This window comes from Clostridiales bacterium, from assembly GCA_015243575.1.
In the GTDB taxonomy this organism is placed as follows: Bacteria; Bacillota; Clostridia; order Peptostreptococcales; family Anaerovoracaceae; genus Anoxybacterium; species Anoxybacterium hadale.
Genome location: CP042469.1, coordinates 3,830,421 through 3,856,537 on the forward strand (window position 1 = coordinate 3,830,421; position 26,117 = coordinate 3,856,537).

Sequence of the window (26,117 nt, forward strand, 5' to 3'; positions counted from 1 at the left end):
GCGGGAGAGCAATCATGAGTATTCTATCAAAGGAAAAAGAGCTGTATGGGTCTGTGATTGAGATCGTTTCTCAGGAGGATGGCTGTGCGGTCTATCGGATGGCAGACGGAAGTGACGGAATTATGACGTCCTATGAGGTGTTTCCGGGTGTGGAGTTGATCTACAATGATTTCCATACGGGGGAGTGTTTTCAGGGTCCGAGAATTTATCGAGATATCATGGAAATCAACCACTGCAGGCAGGGGCGCTTTGAGTGTGATTTCCCCGATGGATCTTGTGTATATCTGGAGGAGGGAGACTTATCGGTTAATATGATTGGCAACAGGACACTTCGCTCTACATTTCCGCTGGAGCATTATCATGGCATTTCTGTCGTAATCGATCTTGAGCAGGCAGCAGGTTCTTTGTCCGGTGTGCTGAGTGATATCTCCATTAACTTATATGCTCTTAGAGATAGCCTTTGTGGTTGTGACCGCTGCTTTATCATGCGGGCCACAGAATCGGTGGGGCATATTTTTTCAGAGCTCTATCGGGTGCCGGAAGCAATCAAAAAAGGCTATTATAAGATTAAAATTTTGGAACTGCTTTTGTTTTTGAGCACCGTAGACAGTTCCGCCCACATGGGTGAGAAACAATATTTTCATAGAAGTCAAGTTGAGGTAATTAAAGAAATCAAGGAATATATGACTCAAGATCTTGAGAGACACGATACACTGGAGGAGTTATCAAAGCGTTTCAAGATACCGCTGACGGCTATGAAGCTGTGTTTTAAAGGCGTTTACGGAACAACGCTCTATTCATATATGAGAACTTACCGCATGCAGGCTGCGGCTGTTATGCTGAATCAGACGAGAGCAAGCATAGCTGAAGTGGCGGGCTTGGTAGGCTATCAGAACGCAAGCAAGTTTGCTTCGGCCTTCAAAGATGTGATCGGAATGTCCCCTTTGGAGTATCGCAGAGCCAACTGCGGTTTACCTTCCAATGATCCACTGACGTCTTTGCTCCAAAGAGACAATCCGCCGACGGACTGGAGTTGTTTTGACTAAATGGAGTAGACAATTTTACCTGTTTTTACTATATTTAAGAAGGGCGCTGAAGAGCGTTTTTCTTAAATAGATAGGTTAGTAATGACTAACTAAATTGCAAGGGAGGTTATTCGTGGAGAAAAAATTGAATACAGAAGGTGGGATTAAGGAGCGTAACCTGAACGCTAAGGATCTAATCAATGTGGGAATCTTCACCGCCATTTATTTTGTCATATTCTTTGTTACTGGAATGGTGGGGTACATACCGGTAATGATGCTCGCAATTCCTTTTCTTTGTCCTCTTACAGCCGGCGTACCCTTTATGCTTTTCCTGACACGGGTACGGAAATTTGGAATGGTAACAATCATGGGGATACTGCTTGCGATACTCATGCTGGTTTTCGGCCATCCCTGGCCTTGTATTATTACCGGAATCGTCTTTCCTCTGGCAGGAGATCTGATCCTGCGAAATGGGAATTTTAAAAGTTGGAGTTCTATTTTGCTCGGATATGCCGTGTTCAGCCAATGGATTACCGGGCTGATGATTCCCTTTTATTTCATGAGGGAAACATATTTCAAAAGTTTGCGGAGCGGCTATGGTGATACCTATGCGGATACTCTTATGGCTATTACTCCCACCTGGGCCTTCGGCGTTGTAGTTCTGGCCGCAGCGGCAGGAAGCGTGCTTGGTGCATATTTTGGGAAATCTCTGCTGAAGAAGCATTTCAAACGGGCGGGGATTGCGTAGATGAAGCTGCTCTTGTTTACCGAACAAAAGAATAGCAATTTTCGTCTTGATCCCCGAACGAAACTCATCATGCTCTTTGCCGTTAATCTTGTTTTGGTCAGCGGGGGCTATGACGGCTTGTCGGGAGCTGTACGCCAGATCCTTGCCGTTCTTCCGTTCTTGCTGCTGATAATGGAAGGAGGCGTTCGGACGGCCTTGATCTATTTCATTTTCATTGCAGCAGCCATATCGGGAGAAACCTTTCTGGTACAGAAGACGGAAGGAATTGCAAATCTGCTGATTGTGATTTTTTCGGGAATGATTACAAGGTTTGTCCCCGGATTGGTTATGGGCTACTATGTGGTGAGCACAACAAAAATCGCGGAGTTTGTCGCTGCTCTTGAACGGATGCGGATTCCGAAAAAGATCATCATCCCTTTTGCAGTAATGATGCGTTTTTTCCCTACGGCGGCAGAAGAGCTGGCTGCCATCCGAGACGCAATGCGAATGAGAGGGATCGGCTTGGGAGGGAATCGTCCCGCAGCTATGCTGGAATACCGTCTGGTTCCTATGTTGATGTGCACCGTAAAAATCGGAGAGGAGCTCTCTGCCGCAGCGCTGACAAGAGGTCTGGGCAAGCCGGTTCGGCGAACAAATATCTGCCGCATCGGGTTTAGATTAACGGATTGGCTGCTGATTCTGTTTTCGCTTGGGGCGCTGTCAGTATGGATTCTATTCTGAAACACAAAAGGAGGAGATATTTTTGATCGAAATAAATAATGTATCCTTCACCTATGGAAGCGGGGACCGCGAATGCGGCCTGCACGATATTAGCCTGACGGTAACGGAGGGAGAATTTCTTCTTTTATGTGGTGGTTCTGGCTGTGGGAAAACTACGCTGACCAGGCTGATCAATGGGCTGATTCCTCACTATTATGAAGGACGGCTGGCAGGTCGTGTTTTGGTTGAAGGAAAGGACGTAACCGTCATTCCTCTTTATGAAACAGCAGAGCTTGTGGGTTCTGTATTTCAGAATCCTAGGAGTCAGTTTTTTAACACCGACACCACAAGTGAACTTGCTTTTGGCTGCGAAAATATGGGCCTTCCGGAAAATGAGATTCTGAGCAGGATTAAAAATGTTACAGAGGAGCTGGAGTTGAAACCATTGCTCGATAAAAGTATCTTTGCCCTGTCTGGAGGCGAAAAGCAGAAAATCGCTTGCGGGTCAGCTGCTGCGATGGGCGCTGCGGTCTTTGTTCTGGATGAGCCATCGTCCAATCTTGATCCTTATGCGGTAGAGGATCTGAGGGTGCTTCTTGCTAAATGGAAGCGTATGGGAAAAACGGTAGTGATTGCAGAGCATCGGCTTTATTATCTTCGGGAATTGATCGACCGTGTCATGTATATGGAAAATGGCCGTATTACGAGAGAGTATAATGCCGAAGAATTTTCAACTCTCATGAGAAACGGACTGGATCTTATGGGTCTTAGGACTCTTAAGCTGGAGAGCCTTTCTGAGACTGCTCCTGCTGCTTCAACACAGTCCTTAAAGCCGGGCTGTAAAATTTCCCTGTCCCAGTTTCAATTTTGCTATTCCCGGAATACTGAGGTGCTGCGGATCCAACAGGCTGATCTCCCTCGAAACCAAATCATAGCAGTAATCGGGCAAAACGGAGCCGGAAAATCAACCTTCGCCCGCTGCCTCTGCGGCTTGGAACGGAAGTGCAGGGGTAAGGTGATCCTCGATGGAGACGCACTGACAGGAAGACAGCTTCTAACGAATTGTTATATGGTAATGCAAGATGTCAACCATCAGCTTTTTGTCGAAAGTGTATTGGATGAAGTATTGATCTCCATGGATCGTGAGGATATTCCAATGGCAGAATTCATTTTAGAAGGACTTGATCTTTTGAACCTGAAGGACTGTCACCCCATGGCACTTTCCGGCGGGCAGAAGCAGCGTGTTGCGATAGCCTCTGCCATAGCATCGGGGCGACAGATCATTGTATTTGATGAACCCACAAGTGGGCTGGATTTAAAACACATGAAGGAGGTGGCCCAAAACCTCCGCATGTTGGCTGCAAAAGGAAAGAGTGTCTTCGTGGTTACCCATGATCCGGAGTTCATATTTGCATGCTGCACCCATATTATTCAGATTGAGGATGGCAGAATTGTTCGGAATGAATCCCTTGATTCCTGCGGTATCAGAAAAACGCTGACATATTTTCTTGAATCTGCTGGAGAAAGACGTTTCATAGAGACCACCGGAGAGGAACGCTGCAGGGGAGAAAAGGTGGTGTAGAACATGGCAATTGATGACGCAGCCTATCTCGGCGACAATGTGATCTTGGTTTGCAGGGACGCATCCTGCACCGTTTTCAAGCTCCAGGATCGCACAGGTGAAGGGATGATGACTGCATATGAGGTGTTCCCGGGAGTCAGCCTTCTGTACCATGATTTTCATATCGATTGCTGTATGTCCTATTTTCGTCCGGAGGTAAATATGTTCTGTATCGACCATTGCCGGGAAGGACGGCTTGAGTGGGAACTGGATGAAGGAAGCTGCCTCTATATGGAGGCGGGAGACTTACAGATGAATGCGAGGGATCATCATAGCAGAATGTTTCACTTTCCCTTGCGCCACTACCACGGCATTACAGTTTCCTTCTGCCTGGAAGAAGCTGCTCAAGCGCTTAAGGGGATATTGGAGGGATTTGAGGTTGATCTTCATGACTTAAGTGAAAAATTCTGTTCGGGAAAACGCCCCTATATCATGAGGGCAGGGGCAAGTATTGAGCATATATTTTCAGAATTGTATTTTGTGCCTGAAACGGTGCGTACCGTTTTTTTTAGGATTAAAATACTAGAGCTTCTGTTATTTCTCAGTACCCTGGATGTACCGCCAGACTGTGGAGAACGGCCTTACTTCTATAAGACTCAGGTCGAAAAGGTGAAGGCCATCATGGCTTTTATTACCGCATCACCCCATCGCCATTACACCTTGGAGGAGATTTCGGAACAGTTTCGATTTCCGGTTACCTCCATGAAAAAATGCTTTAAGGGGGTTTACGGCACTTCTATATATGCATATATGAAGGCGTACCGAATGAATGTTGCTGCTGTTCAGCTCCGAAGAAGCGAAGACAGTATAACTTCTATTGCCCTTCAAATGGGATATGATAATGCCAGCAAATTTTCTGCTGCATTTAAGTCTATAATCGGTATGAGCCCGGGCGAATACCGGAGATCAAGCGGATAATCAAGCAAAAAAGGTGCATAACCAAATTGAGGAGATCGGTGCGCTGATCACTTGGCAAGATTTGTTGTCCGAACGGAGCAGCATAATCACATATGGAGTAGTGTAGCTTCCGAATCGTTGTTAAGATAGGTTGAGGTTAGAAACATCTAACCGTTGGCGGTGGTACCGACGTACTGCGCCAATCAGGCAGCAAATTAAACTTACCATTCGGAGGTGAAATCAATGAAAGAACAACGAGGTACGTTCCGTACCATAATCCAGTTTGCGCAGGACTGCAAGCTCAAATTCATACTTTCTGTCGTTTTTGCAGTGATCAGTGTGGCAGGAGGGCTGGTTCCATATGTGGGCGTCTATCAAATGATCCTTCTCTTTTTTGAAGGATCACCATCGCCGGATGTCATTTTGTTCTGGTCAGGAATTAGTGCTTTGGGATACGGGCTTAAGCTGATCTTTTACGGCATTTCCACAACGTTGTCTCATCAGTCTGCATATCAGATCCTGGAGAATATTCGTTTTGCCATCGCTCAAAGCCTGATGTCTGCACCTTTGGGAGAAGTTCAATCACATCCATCGGGCAGGATAAAGAACATTATAGTAGATCGGGTGGAGACCATTGAGCTGCCTTTGGCCCATATGATACCTGAGGGAATTTCAAACCTGCTGCTTCCGGCCGCAGTGTTCCTTTATCTGATTGCTATTGATTGGAGGCTTGCCTTGGCAGCTCTTATCTGCATTCCGCTGGGAGCGGCAGTTTATGGGGTGATGATGAAAAATTACAACACCCAGTATGCAGCATATATGGAGGCGAGCAATCGCGTCAACAGTGTTATTGTGGAATATATCGGCGGAATTCAGGTCATTAAGGCATTTAATCGTTCCTCGGGCTCATATGAGAAGTTTGCTGACGCAGTGGATTCCTTTAAGCAGTTTACACTGAACTGGTATCAAAGCACATGGAAGCTTATGAATCTGGGCGGTGCAGTTCTTCCTTCCACACTTTTGGGAATTCTGCCGATGGGGATGCTGCTTTATCTGGACGGAAGTCTTACCCCGGCGGAGCTGACTTTGGGAATGATTCTTTCCATGAGTATCACCGCACCCGTCGCATGGTTTACGGTTGCGGTAAACGACTGGAAGTCAATCGAATATGCAGTTAAGGATATCAATGAGCTGCTCACCCTTCCCTCTCTGCCGGATACTGCGAGAAACGTACCGCTCTCTTCCTATGAAGTGAAGCTGGAGAACGTGAGCTTTGCCTATAACAAGGACGGCGGGGATGTGTTGCATGATATCAATATAAGACTGCAGGAAGGAAGCTTCAACGCCCTGGTGGGTCCTTCGGGAGGCGGAAAATCAACAATCGCACGTCTGATTGCAAGATTTTGGGATGTGAACGGAGGCTCCATCACCATTGGCGGCACAGATGTGCGTAAAATGCCCCTTGCCCAGCTGGCACGAATGATCAGTTATGTGACTCAGGACACTTATCTTTTCAACTGTTCTCTTCTTGAAAATATTCGTCTGGGAAGGCCCGGCGCTTCAGATCAAGAGGTAATGGCAGCTGCAGAAGCAGCTCAATGCGGGGAATTTATTTCTCGTTTGGAAGGCGGATGGAGCACAATGGCAGGAGAAGCGGGGGGGAAGCTTTCTGGAGGAGAGCGCCAGCGAATTGCCATCGCGCGGGCCATCCTGAAAAACGCACCCATTGTTATTTTGGATGAGGCGACGGCCTTCACCGACCCGGAAAATGAGAATAAACTGCAGAACTCAATTGCAATGCTCACAAAGGGAAAAACGCTTCTTGTGATCGCTCATCGCCTTTCTACGATAAAGCATGCAGACCAGATCATCTTAATCCATCAGGGGATAATTACCGCAAGCGGAACGCAGCAGGAACTGCTGGAAGGCAGCAGGATGTATCTGGATATGTGGCGGGCACATATCGGTGCGAAAAAGTGGGCTGCTACAGGGAAGAAGGTGACGGAGGCAGACAGCACCGAAGCCCTCGATATTGGTGCCGGAGGCAGCGTAGATGCAGATCGCAGGAAAGGGGTGATGGCAGGTGCTTAAGACAATGAGAAGAATTTTTCAATGGTGCGGATCGAGGAGGAACAGGCTTTATTGGGGATTTTTATGGTCTTTTCTGAGCGCAATGTTCACTGCCATGCCCATAATTGGTGCGGCTTACGCGTTGAACCTTATGCTGGAGCATCAGGCAGGCAGAAGGATCCTTACCCCTGTTTACAGCCTGTATTTTCTTATATTTATGGTAATTATGATCATGGGAAGATTCTTATTTTCCTATCTGCGGGCTGTCTTTCAGGACAGTGTGGGCCATGAAGTGACCGCTGAGGAGCGGATGAGGATGGGAGATATATTGAAGAGGGTTTCGCTGGGATTCTTTGACCGACACAGTACAGGGGAACTGGTGGGCGCTGTGACAACCGACCTCTCCTTCGTGGAAATGTATGCTATGAACATGTTGGACACGGTAATCGGCGGATATATCAGCGCCTTTGCTATGATCCTTTGCCTTGGATTTTATAGTTGGACCGCCGCAGTCATTGCCGTAATAGGAGTGGCCTTATCTGCACTTTCTTTGCGGCTCATGGGATATTTCAGCCATAAAAATGCTCCGGTTCACCAGCAGGCGCAAAATGAAATCATAACAGCCTCACTGGAATACATAAAGGGAATTCCGGTTGTGAAGGCATACGGACAGGAGGGGGCCTCCACCGCCAACATCAGGAAGGCATTTCGCCGGCACCGGAGTATCAATGTAAAGATAGAGCGGCAGTACGTACCCTGCAACTGTCTTCACTTGATAGCCCTAAAGCTGGCGTCCGTTGCAATTTCTGGAGCTGCTGCGCTGATGGCAGCGGCAGGAAAAATGGCGGTCAGCGAGTTTCTGATGATGGCAATTTTTTCCTTTGTAATCTTTGGTCAGGTGGAGAAGGTGAACAATGCGACGCATGTTCTGCAGGTAATCGGGCCCACGTTAGATAAGCTGGACAAAATCAAAGGAACGGATTTTATTGATGAAAACGGCATAGATCTTGTTCCTGATAATTTTACTATTGAACTGAAAAATGTGGATTTTGCCTATGAGAGGCGCAAGGTGCTGGACGCGGTGAACTTCATCGTTCCTCAGCATACAACCACCGCCATCGTAGGACCTTCCGGAAGCGGAAAAACAACAGTGTGCAATCTCATTGCCCGCTTTTACGATGCGGATTCGGGCTGCGTGTCCATTGGGGGAATTGATGTAAAAAGAATGAGCTGTGACAGTTTGCTTCGAAATATCAGCATGGTATTTCAGAATGTGTACCTGTTTCATGACACGGTGATGAATAACATTAGATTCGGGAAGCCGGATGCAACCATAGGAGAAGTGGAGGAAGCTGCAAAAAAAGCCCGTTGCCACGACTTCATAACAGCGCTTCCGCAAGGTTATGAAACCATGATTGGGGAGGGAGGTTCATCATTATCAGGAGGAGAAAAGCAACGGATTTCGATCGCACGCGCCATGCTAAAGGATGCGCCCATCGTAATTCTCGATGAAGCAACCGCTAGTGTAGATCCGGAAAACGAACACTTTGTCCAGGCGGCAATCAGCTCATTGACGCAAGGAAAGACCATTCTAGTCATTGCACATCGCATGGCGACCATCAAAAGCGCAGATCAGATTTTGGTATTGGATGAGGGACGCATCGTCCAGCGGGGCGATCATGAAAGCCTTGCGGCCCAAGAGGGGGTTTACCGGCGGTTTATTGAAATACGAAAACAAGCAGAAGAATGGAACATATAGCTTTTTGGTTTGACTCCATTGTACGAGTAGTGAGCCCAATCTCAAATAGATTAATAAAACAGAGATTCATAAAATAGGGTGCATTGTGCGCACCCTATTTTTCGTTTTCATCCACGAAATCTTTTGCGAGGGCAACTTCTTGCTCGCTGGGAATATAGACGCCGGAAAGCTCATTATAAGTGCCGTTATTGCTGAACAAAGCTGCTGTCACATGACTTTCAACCTTCGTTTTCCTGTTTCTTTCGTTTAAGTTTTGCTCTGTCATCAAATCACCTCCATCACACGATTGATGCGAGTACACTGTAACGCAGCGAATACTCGCCGCCAATTAACTATAGTTTATCCTTCGGCAGATTTAATAAACGGGTAAAATTTCTGAATAATATTTTTTTCAGCGCAGATACTATTATCGGAGGTGAGAACTATGGACAACAGATTTGAAAACACAAACAACAACAACAATCAGAATGTACGCAACAGCCAGAATAATATGCGTAATTCTCAAGAAAAGAACAACGCTAACAACAGCCAGAACGTGCGCAATAATACTCAGAACAACAACAATAGCAAAGACTTGCGCAACAGCCAGAATAATAACAACAATCGTTAATAACAAGTTATTATTATTGGAAAAAACACGAGGTAGTGATCCGCTACTTCTTGTTTTTTTTGTAAGAAAAACAAGAAGTAGATTTATTATATTCAAGAGTAAGGAATTTATACACAAGGGAGCAAAGGAATATGAATCTTTTGATAAAAAACGGACGGATTCTCACCATGGCGGGCAAAGTATACGAATCGGGCTGTATTCTGATCCGGAACGACAAAGTTGCAGAAATAGGAGAATCAATCAGCATCGCCTCAAATGAGCAAATCGAGACGATTGATGCATCTGGGTGCTGGGTCATGCCAGGCCTGATTGACGCACACTGCCATATCGGAATCACGGAAGAGAAAAAAGGATTTGAGGGCGATGACTGCAACGAGATGAACGACCCGATGACGCCTTACATCAGAGCGATTGATGCCATCAATCCAATGGATTCAGCATTCCATAATGCCATTGGATCAGGAATCACCTCGATGATGACTGGGCCGGGCAGCTCCAATGTTGTAGGAGGACAATCCGCATTTATTAAGGCGGACGGGCGATGCATCGATGATATGGCTGTTCTTGCTCCTGCGGCAATGAAAATCGGACTGGGGGAAAACCCTAAAAACAACTATGATGAGTTAAAAATGCTCCCCACTACCAGAATGACCATTGCGGCGTTCTTGCGGGAAGAACTTTTTAATGCGAAAGAATATTTGAGAAAGAAAGAAGCTGCAGACAAGAACGGCAGTGATTTTGAGAGCGACTTTAGAAAAGATTGCTGGATCCCGGTGCTGCGAAAAGAAATACCGTTGAAAGCCCATGCCCACAGAGCAGATGATATTCTAACCGCAATTCGCATTGCCAAGGAATTCGACCTCAAGCTGACGCTTGATCATTGCACCGAGGGCCATCTCATTGCAGACGAGATTGCGGCTTCGGGATTTCCGGCTATTGTTGGGCCCACATTATCCTCAAGAAGTAAAATCGAAATTCAGAATATGGATTTTAAAACCGTTGGAATCCTTCATCGGCACGGTGTCGAAGTTGCCATTTGTACCGATCATCCTGTATCAAGAATTCAGTATCTGCCTATCTGTGCTGGATATGCGGTCAAGGAAGGTCTTAATATGGAAGAAGGTCTGAAGGCAATTACCATCAATCCAGCACAAATCTGCGGTGTGGCTCATCGTGTAGGAAGCCTTGAAGTAGGAAAGGATGCGGATATTGCTATTTTTGATGGAAATCCAATGGAGGTTTTCACAAAAACAAAATTTACCATTATCAATGGGAAAATCGTCTATCGCGCAGATGAAAAAACCACTGACAGTGGGAGACGAGATTAATAAAGAGGACCGTCGTTTCCGAAGGTCCAATTTTATAATATTTAATTATTAAAGCTCGGTGGATTGACATTCATATTGTTTCGCATAGCATCGCTGGCTGAAGGAGTTGAAAGGTTGAAATAGAGCTTGGAATCCTCTGTCACGCCGAAATCTTTATTGGATCCTGTATCCTGTACCTTGTTAAATGCCTGGCGGAACAAAGCATTATGAGCCTCCTCTCTATTCAGCAGAAAATCAATGGTTTCTTTTACATACTTATCATTGATCTGCCTGTAGAGGTATTCGTAAACCACCTTCGCCCTTTGCTCTGAAGCGATATTAGAAAGCAGGTCCGCACAAAGATCTCCGGTAACCGTCACATAGTCGGCGGTCCAGGAGTATCCGGATGAATTCATCAAACCTGGATTGAGACCAAGGAGCACATGAGTCTGGATTTCTCCAACCCCAGTCTTTTCATAATCAACCTCATGTCCGTTGAGCAGATTAATGGTGGTTGCAACCATTTCCATGTGGGATAATTCCTCTGCACCGATATCTAAGAATAGATCCTTGATTTCCTGATCTTTAATCCGAAAGCTCTGTGAAATATATTGCATCGCAGCTTTCAGTTCGCCATTCCCTCCTCCCAGCTGTTCTTGCAGCAAGACCGCATACTGGGGATTGGGTCGTTCAATCTTAACGGGATTCAACAATTGTTTTTCATGTTTAAACATAACAAACCTCCTTTGGTTTTGATTTTTAGTATGCGCCAAAGGAAGAATAATATGTTTCTATTCGTCGAATTCGAAATCTTGAGGTGTGAGCATCAGGTGCCATTGATTTGAATTATCTTCTGCTGCATCGTAAACCACTTTACCATCAATTACGGTCATGACAGCCTGTAATTCTTTTAATGCTTCGATACTTCCCAACCCAAAGGGGTCTTTGTCAAAGACTGCAAAGTCTGCATGTTTTCCCTTTTCAATGGTACCGAAGCTGTCAATGATTCCCAACTGGATTGCTCCATCAACGGTGAGCAGATCCAAGGCTTCGGTTATCGTTGCCGCTCTTTGAATGCCGATCCAGGCGCCTTCTCGTTCATAGGTGCGTGGAGTTTCTTTGATATCAGTTCCTAAGCTTGTGTGCTCAAGTGCTGCATTATCCGCATCTTTATCGTGTGCCACGGTGAAGGCGGATTTTTTATATCCGGCAGAACGGCTGGCTTGCAGCGCCTCCACTGCTTCTGCAACTGCTTGGCCTCCAATGGCATCAATGTGAATGTCAAAGCCGTTGTCGGCTGCCAGCAGGCAGAACTCCCGCAAAGCACTATCCGTAATGGAGACAGCTCCGGGTGTTCGATCAACAAGGAGCTTTAACGTAGAAAAATTCACATGTTCATTGAGCTCTACGCAGTGCGTACGGTATTGAGACAGTTTCCGGATCATGGGTGCAGGATTAATATCCCTGGTGACTAAAAGAGAGCCGAAAAACCGATTTTTCACCATATTCTCCTGATAAGCATGAACCATAAAACCCTGGTATATAGAAGTAAAATACTCTGGAGCACCGCAGTCAAAAACAGAGGTGAATCCCTTCTTGCAATATCGGAGCATGCCGTCTGTAAATTCTTTTGGAATAATGTCGGAATGAAAAGGTTCCAAAACATGGAGCAGATATGCCAGAGAAATTGTGGTGATCTCATCCTCAGCTGCTGCGGCCTTTACTGTCTCTGTTGCAAGGGTATTGAGCCAGCAGTGAAGTCCGCTTTTCCCCAGTACAACAACAGGCTTCTCCTGACAGATTTCATCCAGTGCTTCGCTGGCTTTGTCCTGCTCAAGAGACTCGAAGATCGATTCTTCATAGCCATAGGCAAAGATGATCTCTGAATCAGTTTGTGCACCTGCATATTCGGAAATTTGTGACAAGGTCTCATCGAAGGTACCTTTTTTCAGAAACAGACAGGAATTCTTAAATGTGTCTAAAACAGGATGACCGGAGGTTTCTATCAAACCGGGGAGCATGAAGCCTCCTGCCAGATCAACGATTTTGGTATGCTTCCCTTCAAGTTCCTTGATATCTTCATAATCGCCCAAGGCGAGAATCAGCCCGTTCTTACAGGCAACTGCTTCCGTCCAGGGCATGTCAGTATTTTGAGTATAGATTTTGCCGCCCATAAAAATGATGTCGGCTGTTTCTGTTTTCCTAAAAAATCCGAACGCCATAAAGTCCTCCATATTGATTTGCACCTAATACTCTGTAACACCTAATTCCCTACAAGATTTAAGGGCTACAGAGTGCTAGGTGGGGCATGAGTTTTGGTTTCTTTTATTAAATCATAAAGCGGTTTGTTTTTCAACAAATAGGGATACGTTCTTTTCCAATCGGAGATAGGGCATCATCAACAATGAAAACAACAGGAACGAGTATCTTGTTGCAATAGGGCTGTCCGGGTACTATTTTTGACGGAAATAAGCCTGATTTTGCAATCGTGCTCCACAAGACAATTCTGTTTGGTATATTGATTTGTATGATATAACAATGAAACTAAAAATAGAGGCACAGGAGGAACAGAAATAAAAATGGCAATACGAAAAAAAATGTCCCGTGTCTGCATGCTAATAATGTGCCTGCTTCTCGCAGGAATCATGCTGCTCCCCGGATGCGGCATGCAAAAGGCGGCAGGACAGAGTAATAGCACAGGGAAAACCGCATCTTCCAGCCACTCGGCTGAAAAGAAGGAGGAGAAATCTGCTTATGTACTGACCGGTGTCAAATACTATGATGCAGATGGAACCTGTACCATGGAGATCTCGTATGGATACAATGAGGAAGGCAAAAGGGTTCGCAGGATGCAGCAGAGTTTTGGCGAAAACGAAAGTATGTTCGAGTCGCTTTATTCCTATCCAGATGCTGTTACCCAGCAGGAAACGTACATTGACCAGGATACCGGCGTAAGAAGTCAGGTGGATACCACAGTGTATGATGAGGCGGGTAAAATTCTGACGGCAACAAGTACAGATTATGACAGGGAAGGTTACTCAAATGTAATGAGCCAGATAGAATACAGCCATGACAAACAAGGGAACCTGATCCTGAAAGAGGAGCATTCCACCGCAACGGTGGGCGGTGCCTTGAACAACATAACAAAAACGGAGTATACATATGACTCAGCCGGCAATTGCCTCACTGAAAAGCAAACCCATTCAAGGGAAGGGCAGGAGGATAAAGTCTGGCGTGATCTTGAATACCAGTATGACAGTAAGGGAAATAAAATCAGGGAAGTAAGTCATATCACAGACGAGTATACAAATTCACCAATTGTATATGAATATAATGGAAAAGATCAGTTGATCAAAGAATCTCGGTATCAGTCCATACAGCCGGATGCTCTGAGTCAGTATATCGTTTCTGAATACGACGAGTACGGCAATACAACAAGATCACGATCTTATTCAGCGGATGATCAGCTGCTTTCCTACGTGGAATACGAATATGCCAAGATTAGTGAGCTGAAAACAGAGGGAAAAGCTGGGTCAGAAAAGGATCGTCTCTATAAATCCTGGAAGGTGGATGGAACCGCGGCTTCCACAATTTCTTTCCAGATCATTGATCCGGCAAGCGGCATTTGCTGTGAGATCAAGAACTACGATATCCGAGCACAACAGGAAAGAGCAGAAGGAATGACGTCTACCTCTGCCGAAGTAGACGACAGCACCGTAGAGATATTCAGCGGACCAGACGAGTATACAAATCTAGCCTATTGGTTTGAAGCGGATGGAGCTCTTAAGCTGAGGGATGCAGCCACAGGAAATACCATTAGCTTGCATGCACAGTAATAAAGGAACGGGAATAGATCTAAAGTTGTTTGCATTGCTTGATCCATGTGGAATGAAAGCAGAACGGTTTCTGGGAGGAACAGTTATGAAGAAATACCTTATCATTTTAATTTTTATGGCGATGGTGTTCAGCGTGCCGGCTGCGGTATCTGCGGAAACCTACACCGAGACCGTGGTGACTGGACTTGGTTCCGGCTATTACATGGCGTGGGGTACGTTCAGTGAAGGGATGTGTGCGTTTTCCGACGGTGAAAAGTATGGTTATGTAAATTCAGATGGTAAGGTGGCCATCGACTGCAAACTGAGCCTTGTCGCCTATGGTTTTGCAAGCTCGGAATTTTCTGAAGGTGTCGCAAGGACCGTGATCAATGATAAGATCTGCTTTATCGACAAGAGCGGAAAGACCGTGCTTGCCACAAACTATAGCTATTCAGCAAATGCGAATCAATACAGTTGGTCTGACACAATGAACTGGGGTATCGCCGCCTTTCACGAAGGGCGGGCATGCGTTGTAGGCGATAACGGGAAATGGGGGTTTATTGACAAAACCGGAAATGCCATAACTGACTTTCTGTTCACCATCGGGGCAAAATTCGAGAACGGAAAAGCATATGTTAGCTATGAAGGCGGTGGCAGTAACCTCATCGATCTTAACGGCAATAAACTGTTTCCCAGGGATTATGGCAGAATTGATGAGAAGGAGGATGGAAGCTGGTACTGCTATGACCTGACTTTTCATCCAGAGATCGAGGTTGGTACCTTCTTTGGAACAGCTTACGATACAAACAGCTACGATGTTTATGATGCAAACTGCACCTATATAAAAACCGTTAAGGTTGACAAAAAATATGAGACACCGGATAGGATTGATTTTTTAAGAGCCATTCATCAGTATGGGTTTGACCAAAACAGGTACTCCTATGCGTATGAGGTGGGCAATGGCCTTGTGTTGGCAGAGTTAAAAGAGTTCGATGAAGATGGTAATTATCGTGTTCTGATAGATATTGCAACAAAAAAAGAATTGGCAATTCCACCGTTTGTTACGGCAGAAGAGTTTAATGATGACGGTATTTGTGTGATCGGAAGACGCTGTCCTGAAAATAATGTGAGCTATATAAAAATAGGCGCGATTGACATGAAAGGAAATCTCCTGGTTCCATTTAATTACCTTGGAAGCAGCTGGGCAAAGAAATTCAACAACGGATTTCTTCTGGCACAGAGAGCCTCAGATCATAAATTGGTGGTTGTGAAGCTCGCCGGAGCCAAATCATATTAAATTAATTGGAGAGGAAATAGAATGAAAAAGTTGATGTTTCTGGTTTTGATTGCTGTCACTACGCTGTTGCCGACTGATGCATATGCTTCCGGCATTACCCTGAATTTTGACAGCTATGGATCCTATGAGGATGATATCAATGGTGACGGCGCTAAGGAGAAAGTATGGATTGTGCCTGTCGGCGGTAGTTATCAGGTGGACAAAGCACGCTGTTCTGTTGATGTACACAGCTTTCATCTGATGTATGAAATGATAGATATACTGCCGGAGCCGATAATCATCAACGGCCATTTGCAATTCGTGCAGTATATCGATATCGGCACAAAAAAAGGCCTGGAGTGGTATGGCGCAATGAAGACCTTCGTTGGCAGCGGTACGTATGAGGGGCCCGATACAGCGTATTATTTTGACAAAGCGGATATCACCTATGTGGATTTGGGATCGACTGGCGGCAATGATTCCTTCAGTGATCTGGCCGCCGCAATTTTCAGCGGGAACTATCCTATGTCAGACCCTGTTCCAAAGGAATTTTATAGTCTTTCCGCAGTAAAAAAAGGCACGGCAGATGCGATTCAAACGTGGTACTTTAAGGTTCTGCCCTATGAATATGCAGCACCTGCGACCGTGAAGGCTTCCGTATTTGGCAGAGATGAGACCTTTCGTGCTTACAATATAGAAGGATACAACTATTTTAAAATAAGGGATTTGGCGGCAGCCTTCAAGGGAACGCGCTATGCATTTGATGTGGGATGGGACGAAGGGGGAGTTAATATCCTCATGGGCGTGCAATCCAAAGACGCAATTTCTATTGAAAGCCTGGGTGCAGATGCCGCCCACGCAGTACACAGCAACGGTGGAATTCTACACAAAGGCGATGATGTTGTAAGCGTGGAATGTTTTATGATAAACGGCTACAACTACTATAAAATCCGTGATCTAGCTGCTTTTCTCGGCTTTACTGTAAGCTATGACAGCAAATCAGGAAAAATAAACTGCCAATAGGGAGACGTCAACTACTAATAGGGAGACATCAACTGCCAATAGAGAGACTGTAATAGCGGGTTAGCGGCAAAAACTGAAGCCACGATCCCGCTGTTTTTTATATTATTCCACCACCGTCAGAGCAAGCATGGCGCAATAAATTCCGCTGTTCCATTCTGCCTGAAATTCGCCGCCGTACCGAAGGGCGATATCACGAAGAATTTCCTGCCCGTAGCCTTTACGCTGGTGTTGATGGGCTTTTTTTGTTTCTAAGGCAGAGTTTTCAACCTTGATGTGGAGGTAGTCTTCTTTTCTTGCTGATTTTAGTAAAATAAACCGCTCAGGCTCAGGGCATTTCTCCGCCGCGTGAATGGCATTGTCCAAAAGATTTGTAAAAATGCTGCACATGTGAATTGGCTGTATGGATGGAATCTCTCCAAGCTCCAGCTCGGTTTCCAGCCGTATCCCTCGGGCTTGACAGGCTGCAGCCTTTTCATTCAAAACGGCATTGACCACAGCGTTGCCACAGTAAGGATATTCTCCTGTACCGGCAATACCCGCCTTGACTGCGTCCAAAAGTGCACGCATCTTTGCCATTTCACCTTGCTCTGCCAGATGGTATGCGGTAACGAGCTGATTATTAAAGTCGTGGCGAAGCTTTGCCATTTCTTCTCGTCTGGCTTCAATGGCCTGGTAGTGAATCTGCTCCACTTGGTGAAGCGTTTCCAGCTCCTGAAGCTGCATTGCAAGGGCTTCCTTCTGCCCCTGCTCCACGAGAATATAAAGCAGGATCAAATCAGAAAGAAAACCAGCTAAGATTCCAACGCTGCCGAGAACTCCGCCGGAAGAGCCTTCTGCTGGAATGCTGTCATTGAGGGCATACAGCGTAACCAGCTGACTGAACGGAAATATGAAAAAAATCATGGTTCGGCGAGGTGTTGTTCTCTGACTGACAAACCGATTCCATATCATGAGAAGCAACGCAGAAAAAATGATAAGAACAGTGGTATTGGTAGCTACCATCCAGACCATTTCCGGTGAGTTGAAGGACGGATCAAAGGAAGTGTCCATGTTTCCAGCGAGAAACTTGCAAAGTATTTCACTGATGTACGTAATTGCACTAAAAAGAATGAAGAGTAGAATTTTCTTCCAGATCCGGTCCTTAAAGGGGATCAATATATACAGCAGCAGTGTGCCATAGGCAAGCAAGGCCAGAAGCTCAAACCAGGGGGTTGCCGTGCTGGTGATTTTCAAATATGCTTCCGGAAGGCAAAACAGCGTAAAGCCTACAGCAAGAAGCCAGCGGGGTGCCTTTTCCCAACGGGGCTCCAGCGCCATGGCGAAAAAGAATCCAATCCATAAAATTCCGAAGCACCAAAGTAAGAAATTGATCCAGAAAAGCATGGTAAAAGCCCTCCTTATAATGTTTGTCCTATATAACGAAAAAAAGCGGCGCGGGTATCAGCGTATTTGGCCTTGCTGACAGGCAGTTTCTCACCGGTTTTCAATAGGATACCTTGCTGCTGAATAAGGCGAATGTAGTCCATATTCACAAGATAGCTCTTATGGCATTGGTGAAAACTGCGGGGGAGTCGCTCTTTCATATTCTCCAGCCGCTCATAACAGGTCAAGCTCTCCTCTGCGGTATGTATTGTGAGCTGGTGTCCCCTGCTCTCTAAATAGTAGATTTTATGAATTGGAATTGCATGGCTGATCCCCTGCTGCTGAATCAACAATTGCTGCGTTTCTTTTGTACGAATGGCGGATAAGGCCTTTTGCATCAGTTTTTCCAAAATCTCAAGATCGATCGGCTTACCCATATATCCGCAGAGATTGATATGTTTGAGAAAAATTTGCTGATAGTAACTGTCAGGATGACCGGTGACAAAAACAATTTGAAGTTCTGGACACAGCTCGTTCAACGAATGGGCAAAATCAATTCCCGTCTTTTCTTGATTCCAGTCAATATCCATAAACAAAAGATCGTAGGATTTCCCTTCTGATATCGCTTGATGCAGCTGCTTTACAGAAAGGTAACAATCAATTACATTTGCCCGTCCATTCTGCTCTAGCCGGGATTGCAGCAGTTCCAACGCTTCTGCCTGGTCATCGCATATTGCAACACGCATAATTATGTCTCCTTTATTAATACACAGCTAAGTATATCAAATAATAGGCAATTCTGGTACTGAAAAAAGGCATGCGTTTCTATAATAGAACAGTCGGAAAGCAGTTGTTCTATTGTATTGCAATCGTAATTGTACAAGCTGTCTGGATCAAACATCATAAGGGAAAAGGGAAGGCCTAAGCCTGATTTGATGAGGTTTTTTAATATTTATCGCTTGTTTCGAATTTGTTTATATTTCTTCATGCGTCAGTTTATTTCAATCATCTAAACTATCCATATGCTTTAAGAGTTGCTGATATAGAAAGCAACGGCAATGGAAGCAAAGGAGGAGAATTTAAAATGAAGCGAACTATGATACCCGCATTGTTGATCTTGACGCTGATGACAATGAGCAGCATATCGGTCACATATGCGGATGAGGCGGCAACGGGCACTACCACCGCAGAAAAAAGTGCTGAAAATATAAAGACTGAGGATAAAAAGGAAACGGAAACTGCAAGTCCGGAGAACAACAAGGAGACTGAAAATTCAAATCCGGAGAACAACAAGGAGACTGAAACTGCAAATCCGGGGGATAACAAGGAATCCGAAAATGCAAAACCGGAGGACAGCAAGGAAACAGAAACCATTGCCGGGCTTGTGTTTATCGGCCCGGCAGAGGATTTGTCCCTGGAGCAGGCCCTCACTGATGCCTTGACCAGCGGAGCGTCCATCAAAGCTGCAGAAATTCAAAAACAAGCAGATGCAGCAAATGCAAAGGCAAATGCCGAATCCCTTTCCGATATGAATGCAGCAAATGAAAACGAGAACACCTTCTCAAAATCAGAGAGGGATAAAGTGAAAAAAGCAAGAGATTATTATAGCACAATGGCAGATAGAAATTTTGAAGCGACCCAAAATGCAATTACTTACAAGGTGAACAATGCATATTATTCACTGCTGAACGCGGGTGAGGGCGTTAGGATTGCGAAAGAAAATGTAACGCTTCAGAAGAACCTTTTGGCACTTGTCAATGAAAAGCTGTCACTGGGGGTTGCGTCAAAGCAGGATGTATTGAACGCGGAGATGAACCTTAAAAATGCGGAGTCTTCCTTAAGTACCGCAGAGGTTTCTTTGGCGGAGAAAAAAATTGCATTCAATAATGAGCTGGGGTATGAAGATATGCAGCGAGTGAGGCTCACATCAGAGCTTTCCCTGAAAAATATACCGGACCTGTCGGTCGATACGGCGGTAACGGATGCATTGGCAAACCGAAATGAACTGTATACCAGCGCTTTTAATATATATACGACTGAGAAAGAGTTAAATAACTATTCAGCATATCCCAAGAGTTCAGCCAAATATCTAACCGCTCTAAACAATTATCATTCTGCGCAGAACAGCTATAACAGCAAGGAGGATGCCATCAAGAAGGAAGTTCGTATCAATTATGCAAACATGGGAAGCAGCAAAGTTTTAGCAGAGAATTCAAAGCTCAGTGCAGAAAAGGCAAAAGAATCTTACGAGATCCAGCTTTCGAAATATAAGCTTGGATTGGCTACCTTGAGTGACGTTCAGCAGGCACAGATCAGCTGGGCTGACGGGCAGAAAGCTTACGCCGAAGCTATCCTGAACTGCAATCTTGCAATCATCACATTTGAACTGTCTGCCACTGTAGGAATGAGCAGTACGTCCCTATAATACGGAGGAAATGAAACCATGAAAAAGGTGTTAAATCTTAGCAGAAAACAGAAGATAATTTCAATAGTACTGATCCTGCTGGCAGCAGCAGCATTCCTGATCGTCAGAGGGTTTGCAGGGTCTGCATCAGCGGCTGAAGAGCAAGCAATTGCTGTAAAGCAGGATCTTGCAAAATACTACACGTTCAGTGGAAATATTGAGTCCAGCGAGGTGCAGAATGTAACCGCAACAACCAATGAGCCTGTAAAAAAGTTTTATGTAGAGGAAGGGGATAAAGTAAACACAGGGGATTTGCTTTACGAAGTGGACAGCAATACCATAGAATCAACTCTTACCACCGCATCCACGACCCTCTCCAATGCAAAGACCGGTTATGCGTCCAGCAAGCTTGATTATGAGAGAAAGCAGGAGCTTTATAATATGGGAGGCATCAGCCTTTCGGAGCTGGAGTCGGCAAGAGACAGCCTGACATCGGCTCAGAACCAGGTGACGCAGGCACAAGCCTCCTATTCCCAGGCACAAAAGCAATATGGAGACACGAAGCGCTATGCAGAGGTTTCCGGAGAGGTCGCTAAGACTTATGTGAAAGAGAATGAATCCATCATACCGGGAACTGCCATTATGGACATTGTCAACTATGATGACCTGGAGATCATAGTTAAGGTAGATGAGTATGATTTGTCCGCAGTTTCCGAAGGAATGGAGGTTTCTGTCTACTTAGAATCCATCAATAAAACCGTAACAGGAACCATTTCAGAAATCGCGCGGGGTGCCAGCGTTACCAATGGAGTTTCCTATTTTAACACCACGGTAAAGCTGCCACAGGATTCTGATCTTCGTGTGGGCTTATCCGCTGAGGTGAAGGCAGCAGCCCAGAGTGTGAAGGATGCAGTGACGGTACCGGTAGCAGCCGTTTTGTATGAGGGGTCAAATGCCTACGTGCAGCGTTACGACGAGAAGGGAAAGCTCCAGAAATTGCCTGTTACAGTGGGAATCAGCAACGGTGTTGACATCGAGATCAAAGAAGGCCTCAAGGAAGGGGATTCGGTGATTTACAGCGGAAAGAATGGGGCGATTGGAACTGCAGGTGCAGGCGGTGCAACAGACGGGAATCAGGGCGGCTTCGCGCCACCTGCAAGACAAGCAGGAGGTCAAGGTCAGACCGGCGGAACGGGGGGATTCTAATGAGTGAAATTCTCAGCATGAAGCAAATCATGAAAGAATACCAGATGGGAGAAGAAACCTCAACCGTTTTAAAAGGAATTGATTTGAATGTGAATTCCGGAGAATTCCTAGCGATTCTCGGTCCGTCAGGTTCAGGAAAATCAACACTTATGAATATCATCGGCTGTCTGGATACGCCCACTTCCGGCGAATACATTCTGTCAGGAAGAGAAATTGCCAATCAGGATGAAAAGGCGCTTGCACATATCAGAAGAAAGGAGATCGGGTTTATCTTTCAATCCTTTTATCTGCTATCCCGTCAAACAGCACTGAAAAATGTAGAGCTGCCTCTTGTTTATTCCGGATCGGATAAAAAAATTCGGCGTGAGATGGCGGCAGATCTGTTAAAAAAGGTAGGACTTGAGGAGAAAATCAATCATTTGCCCCGGCAGCTTTCAGGAGGTCAGCAGCAGAGAGTGGCAATTGCAAGGGCCTTGGTTAACAATCCCACAATTCTTTTGGCTGACGAACCCACCGGCGCACTTGATCAGAAAACAGGACATCAGGTTATGGAGTTGTTTCATCAGCTCAACAGTGAGGGAAGAACCATTATCATGATTACACATGATGTGAAACTGGCAAAGCAGGCCAAGCGGGTTGTCCAGATACTTGACGGCAATCTCATGGAGGAGGTGGTATAAGTGCTGAAAGAAAATCTTATCATGGCATGGGACAATATCAGGAACAGCAAAATGCGCTCCTTTCTGACCTCTCTTGGTATTGTCATTGGCGTTGCCGCAGTCATTGCACTCATCACCATCGTACAAAGCGCTACAGGGGAAATGATGTCTCAGTTTGAAAGCCTTGGCACCGATAAGATCACGGTGACAGCCACCGGGAATCCTCTGAAGTCAGGACTGAATTCCAGTGATCTGAAAACGCTGGAAGCGCTGGACAATGTGGCGGGCGTTGCCCCATCCGTCTCCATCACCGGGTCTGCCGGCCGTCAGGGAACTCTTCTCGACGAGGTTTCGATCATGGGGAAGAATGAAAAGTTCTTTGCAGCAGATACTACAGAAATGATGCAGGGGCGCAAATTGGCAGCATCGGACATGGATGGAAATACTTATGTGTGCGTCATTGACCAGGATATCGCGAAAAGCATGTTCGTCAATGAGAACCCTCTGGAACAAAGGATTATGGTAAACGGGCAGAGTTATGCAGTGGTGGGTGTCAGGGACACGGAAAGCACCAGTGATATCATGGCTGGAATGAATACAAGCAGCTCTGCTGATGGCACAATTATCATTCCTTACAAAAATGCCCTTGCCTTATCGGGAGCGTCAAACTACTCCACCGTAGACATTTATTTTGAAAACACAGATCTTTCCGACCAAACCATTGCAGATGTAGAGGGCGTGTTGGATGCAGCGTTCAACTATAAGGACAACAGTTATAGTATTCTGAACCTGGGAAGCCTGCTGGATATGATGAATACCATGAGCACCTTGCTTTCTGCTCTTCTTGCAGGAATCGCTTCAATTGCACTTGTGGTGGGAGGAATCGGTATCATGAATATGATGCTGGTGTCCGTTACGGAACGAACCAAGGAAATCGGGCTCAGAAAGGCGCTAGGCGCCGACCCGCTGCAAATACAGGTGCTATTTATCATAGAGGCACTTGCACTTTCGCTGGCTGGTGGAATCATCGGTATCGTTCTGGGACTAGGGATTTCCGTCATTGCAACCATGCTCATTGGAACTGAGTTTGCAATTTCATGGAGCGCCATCGGACTTGGTGCAGGATTCTCTATTGCAGTAGGGCTGATCTTCGGATGGACACCGGCAAAAAAGGCCAGCAGCTTGAAGCCCATCGACGCCTTGAGGACAGACTAGGGTTTTGGTATAATAAGGGAAAATACGGAGTTGCATTCGCAGTTTGAGGGTGAATTGCAACAACACGGGGGTCGGTATGAAAATAAAAAATAAAATTCTGTTGTCTAGTTCTTTGATGATGCTGTTATCGCTTATTACCCTTCTTGTGGTTGGTGGATTTGTCATTCGATCCTTTGCAAGTGCTTTCAGCGACGACAGCGTCAATCTCGTGAATAAGAATGCCTTTACTGTGGAAGATCAGCTGGCGTCTTTCGATGCAGAGGGAGGGGAATGGGAACCTTTGAAGGAAATGCTGGCCCAGTATCAGTACGAACTCTTTGTGATTCGAAATAAAGAGGCGGTATTTCCCATGGATGACCAGATACCAAAGGAGATTACCAGTTTTCTCAGCACGGGCAACTGGATGGAGGAGCCGAGAACCATTAATGTCGCAGGAATTACCATTGTGGGAATGAGAGAAGGAGAATACACAATCGCTGCAATTCACGGGAAGCGTGTGGGAGTTGCCAATATCCACCGAAATATAGAATTAATCTTGAAATCCTTTGTTATTATAGGAATTGCAGCAATCGCCATTATATTGCTCATCAGTCAGGTCTTCACAAATTGGCTCATCAAGCGGGTAATGCGTCCCGTTAATGCGCTGGCAGCAGGAGCCAATCGGATCGTCCAGGGAAATCTGTCCGAGCCGGTGATATACAAAGGCAAGGACGAGCTGGCTGCAGTCATTGCAACCTTCAATCAAATGCAGGCCTATCTGCTCGAGGAACGGAGGAGAAATGCATCCTTCGAAAAGGCGCGCACGGATATGATTGCGGGAATATCTCATGACCTGAGAACACCGCTGACTTCGGTAAAGGGATATATCAAAGGATTGCGTGATGGCGTGGCTTCAACTCCGGAAAAGCAGGAACAGTATCTATCTATCGCCTATAATAAAGCCAGTGAAATGGATGCTCTTCTGCAGAAGCTCTTCTATTTTTCGAAACTGGAGACCGGGAACCTGCCTTTAACGCTAATCCAAGAGGATCTGGGTCAATTCGTTAGAAAGTATGTGACGCAGAATCAGGCTGAGCTTTCTCAGAGAAATACGGCAATCAACGTGAACGGAGTAGAACTTGGACATTTTGTTTCCATGGATGCAGAACAAATGAACCGGGTGCTGACCAACCTAATCGACAATTCTATCAAATATGCAAGGGCAGAAATGCTGGATTTAAACCTATCAGTGTGGAGGGAAAAAGACAACGTACATCTGAGCGTTTCTGATAATGGACAGGGGGTGCCGGAAGAACAGCTGGCGAATTTGTTTGTTCAATTTTGGAGAGGGGATGAATCAAGGGGGAATCGTGACGGAGGAGGCGGCAGCGGCCTGGGTCTCAATATTGTGAAGCATATCGTAGAGGCTCATGGGGGGACTGTTTCTGCACGGAATGAAAATGGTCTGGTAGTGGATGTGATACTGCCTGCCGGAAAGGAGGGATAGGATGGGAAGAATATTGATCGTCGAGGACGATATCGAAATTTCCATGCTGGAGAGAGATTATTTAGAAATTAATGGGTTTGAAGCAGATATCATTTCCGATGGGAGCATCGCGGTACAAACCGCCTTAAGCGGGGAATATGACCTGATTCTTTTGGATCTGATGCTACCAGGCTGCAATGGCTATGAGATCTGCAGGGAGCTTCGGGACCGAATCGACATCCCGATCCTTATGGTCACAGCCAGGTCTGAGTCGGTCGATAAAATTCGCGGACTGGGCCTTGGCGCAGATGATTATATTGCAAAGCCCTTTGATCCCGCTGAGCTGGTTGCTAGAATCAAATCACATCTGAACCGTTATGAAAGACTGAAGGGAGCGCTTAAGGGCGGAACGGCCGCGGTGGATGATGCCATCATCATCGGAGATTTAAAAATATTACCAAGAAGCTGGAAGGTATATAAGGGTGACGAGGAAATTCGCTTGCCCAATCGTGAGTTTGAGCTCTTAAAGTTTTTAGCAGAGAATGCTGATCTGGTTTTTTCGAAGGAACAGCTTTTCGAGAAGATCTGGGGCTATGAGTATGTGGGCGACAGCGCTACTGTAACCGTTCATATCAACCGCATTCGAGAAAAAATTGAAGAGGATCCGTCAAAACCGCATATCATTGAGACTGTGTGGGGCGCGGGCTATCGGCTCAATCGGCAGAACTGATGCTTTCAGCATAAGAACAGCAGCAAAAGGTATGTAATGCCTCTGCTGCTGTTTTACGTTCAGCAATATGATCTTTCCTGAGGTCGGATTTATTTACATTTGGGCCTGTCGATTCAAGAACAAGTTGCATTTGAGAGATAAACTTTTAACTATGCGAATATTATTTAAAGTATACTTAGAATAATTATTGTAAATAATGAAAGTATATAATATAATTATTTCAAGA

Annotated in this window: 23 protein-coding genes; 18 read left to right on the forward strand and 5 right to left on the reverse strand. The window is 45.6% G+C overall.

Annotated features, from left to right (window positions below):
* Positions 1-14: 14 nt before the first annotated feature.
* From FRZ06_16800 to FRZ06_16830, 7 genes are all read left to right on the forward strand, one after another.
* Positions 15-1,046 (forward strand): helix-turn-helix transcriptional regulator, encoded by a 1,032-nt coding sequence (locus FRZ06_16800; protein ID QOX64886.1) that lies wholly within the window; start codon positions 15-17, stop codon positions 1,044-1,046.
* 157 nt (positions 1,047-1,203) lie between these two features.
* On the forward strand, positions 1,204-1,773 hold the full coding sequence (locus tag FRZ06_16805) for an MptD family putative ECF transporter S component (GenBank protein QOX65986.1): 570 nt from the start codon (positions 1,204-1,206) through the stop codon (positions 1,771-1,773).
* A complete protein-coding gene (locus tag FRZ06_16810) occupies positions 1,774-2,493 on the forward strand; it encodes an energy-coupling factor transporter transmembrane protein EcfT (GenBank protein ID QOX64887.1) in 720 nt (239 codons plus the stop codon).
* A 22-nt stretch (positions 2,494-2,515) separates the two neighbouring features.
* The gene (locus FRZ06_16815; GenBank protein QOX64888.1) at positions 2,516-4,054 is read left to right on the forward strand and encodes an energy-coupling factor ABC transporter ATP-binding protein; all 1,539 of its coding nucleotides are present in this window, start codon (positions 2,516-2,518) and stop codon (positions 4,052-4,054) included.
* A gap of 3 nt (positions 4,055-4,057) precedes the next feature.
* On the forward strand, positions 4,058-5,011 hold the full coding sequence (locus tag FRZ06_16820; protein ID QOX64889.1) for a helix-turn-helix transcriptional regulator: 954 nt from the start codon (positions 4,058-4,060) through the stop codon (positions 5,009-5,011).
* 222 nt (positions 5,012-5,233) lie between these two features.
* On the forward strand, positions 5,234-7,081 hold the full coding sequence (locus tag FRZ06_16825; protein ID QOX64890.1) for an ABC transporter ATP-binding protein: 1,848 nt from the start codon (positions 5,234-5,236) through the stop codon (positions 7,079-7,081).
* Positions 7,074-8,819 (forward strand): ABC transporter ATP-binding protein, encoded by a 1,746-nt coding sequence (locus tag FRZ06_16830; GenBank protein QOX64891.1) that lies wholly within the window; start codon positions 7,074-7,076, stop codon positions 8,817-8,819. Before FRZ06_16825 ends, FRZ06_16830 begins: the two co-directional genes overlap by 8 nt.
* Before the next feature lie 94 nt (positions 8,820-8,913).
* Here FRZ06_16830 and FRZ06_16835 read toward each other — a convergent pair whose 3' ends face one another.
* Positions 8,914-9,084: a DUF3787 domain-containing protein gene (locus tag FRZ06_16835; GenBank protein QOX64892.1), complete on the reverse strand. Its 171-nt coding sequence runs from the start codon at positions 9,082-9,084 to the stop codon at positions 8,914-8,916.
* Between the two features lie 159 nt (positions 9,085-9,243).
* Between FRZ06_16835 and FRZ06_16840 the strand changes: the two genes are divergently transcribed.
* Complete coding sequence (locus FRZ06_16840; GenBank protein QOX64893.1) at positions 9,244-9,429, forward strand: hypothetical protein; 186 nt, start codon at positions 9,244-9,246, stop codon at positions 9,427-9,429.
* Positions 9,430-9,560: 131 nt separating this feature from the next.
* A complete protein-coding gene (locus FRZ06_16845; protein QOX64894.1) occupies positions 9,561-10,757 on the forward strand; it encodes an amidohydrolase in 1,197 nt (398 codons plus the stop codon).
* A gap of 41 nt (positions 10,758-10,798) precedes the next feature.
* Here the strand turns inward: FRZ06_16845 and FRZ06_16850 are convergent, their stop codons facing one another.
* Together FRZ06_16850 and FRZ06_16855 are read right to left on the reverse strand one after the other, a co-directional pair.
* Positions 10,799-11,470 (reverse strand): manganese catalase family protein, encoded by a 672-nt coding sequence (locus tag FRZ06_16850; protein ID QOX64895.1) that lies wholly within the window; start codon positions 11,468-11,470, stop codon positions 10,799-10,801.
* A 57-nt stretch (positions 11,471-11,527) separates the two neighbouring features.
* A complete protein-coding gene (locus FRZ06_16855; protein QOX64896.1) occupies positions 11,528-12,970 on the reverse strand; it encodes an amidohydrolase family protein in 1,443 nt (480 codons plus the stop codon).
* A gap of 345 nt (positions 12,971-13,315) precedes the next feature.
* Here FRZ06_16855 and FRZ06_16860 point away from each other — a divergent pair, with 345 nt between their 5' ends.
* The 3 genes from FRZ06_16860 to FRZ06_16870 are packed head-to-tail and all read left to right on the forward strand — an operon-like array spanning position 13,316 to position 16,850.
* Positions 13,316-14,572, forward strand: coding sequence for a hypothetical protein (locus FRZ06_16860; protein ID QOX64897.1), 1,257 nt, complete (start codon positions 13,316-13,318; stop codon positions 14,570-14,572).
* A complete protein-coding gene (locus tag FRZ06_16865; protein ID QOX64898.1) occupies positions 14,532-15,848 on the forward strand; it encodes a WG repeat-containing protein in 1,317 nt (438 codons plus the stop codon). Before FRZ06_16860 ends, FRZ06_16865 begins: the two co-directional genes overlap by 41 nt.
* Positions 15,849-15,869: 21 nt before the next feature.
* Entirely contained in the window at positions 15,870-16,850 is a 981-nt protein-coding gene (locus tag FRZ06_16870; GenBank protein QOX64899.1) for a hypothetical protein, read from the forward strand.
* Positions 16,851-16,952: 102 nt separating this feature from the next.
* On the opposite strand, the gene FRZ06_16875 is transcribed toward FRZ06_16870, so the two are convergent.
* Together FRZ06_16875 and FRZ06_16880 are read right to left on the reverse strand one after the other, a co-directional pair.
* A complete protein-coding gene (locus FRZ06_16875) occupies positions 16,953-18,233 on the reverse strand; it encodes a GHKL domain-containing protein (protein QOX64900.1) in 1,281 nt (426 codons plus the stop codon).
* Between the two features lie 14 nt (positions 18,234-18,247).
* Complete coding sequence (locus FRZ06_16880) at positions 18,248-18,958, reverse strand: response regulator transcription factor (GenBank protein ID QOX64901.1); 711 nt, start codon at positions 18,956-18,958, stop codon at positions 18,248-18,250.
* A gap of 338 nt (positions 18,959-19,296) precedes the next feature.
* On the opposite strand from FRZ06_16880, the gene FRZ06_16885 reads away from it, so the two are divergent.
* From FRZ06_16885 to FRZ06_16910, 6 genes are all read left to right on the forward strand, one after another.
* Positions 19,297-20,637, forward strand: a complete 1,341-nt coding sequence (locus FRZ06_16885) for a TolC family protein (protein QOX64902.1) — start codon at positions 19,297-19,299, stop codon at positions 20,635-20,637.
* Positions 20,638-20,655: 18 nt separating this feature from the next.
* Complete coding sequence (locus FRZ06_16890) at positions 20,656-21,822, forward strand: efflux RND transporter periplasmic adaptor subunit (protein QOX64903.1); 1,167 nt, start codon at positions 20,656-20,658, stop codon at positions 21,820-21,822.
* A complete protein-coding gene (locus FRZ06_16895; GenBank protein QOX64904.1) occupies positions 21,822-22,502 on the forward strand; it encodes an ABC transporter ATP-binding protein in 681 nt (226 codons plus the stop codon). The genes FRZ06_16890 and FRZ06_16895 overlap by 1 nt, the downstream gene beginning before the upstream one ends.
* Before the next feature lie 21 nt (positions 22,503-22,523).
* Complete coding sequence (locus tag FRZ06_16900; protein QOX65987.1) at positions 22,524-23,696, forward strand: FtsX-like permease family protein; 1,173 nt, start codon at positions 22,524-22,526, stop codon at positions 23,694-23,696.
* Between the two features lie 76 nt (positions 23,697-23,772).
* Entirely contained in the window at positions 23,773-25,182 is a 1,410-nt protein-coding gene (locus FRZ06_16905) for a HAMP domain-containing histidine kinase (protein QOX64905.1), read from the forward strand.
* Between the two features lies 1 nt (position 25,183).
* Positions 25,184-25,891: a response regulator transcription factor gene (locus FRZ06_16910; GenBank protein ID QOX64906.1), complete on the forward strand. Its 708-nt coding sequence runs from the start codon at positions 25,184-25,186 to the stop codon at positions 25,889-25,891.
* Positions 25,892-26,117: the final 226 nt, after the last annotated feature.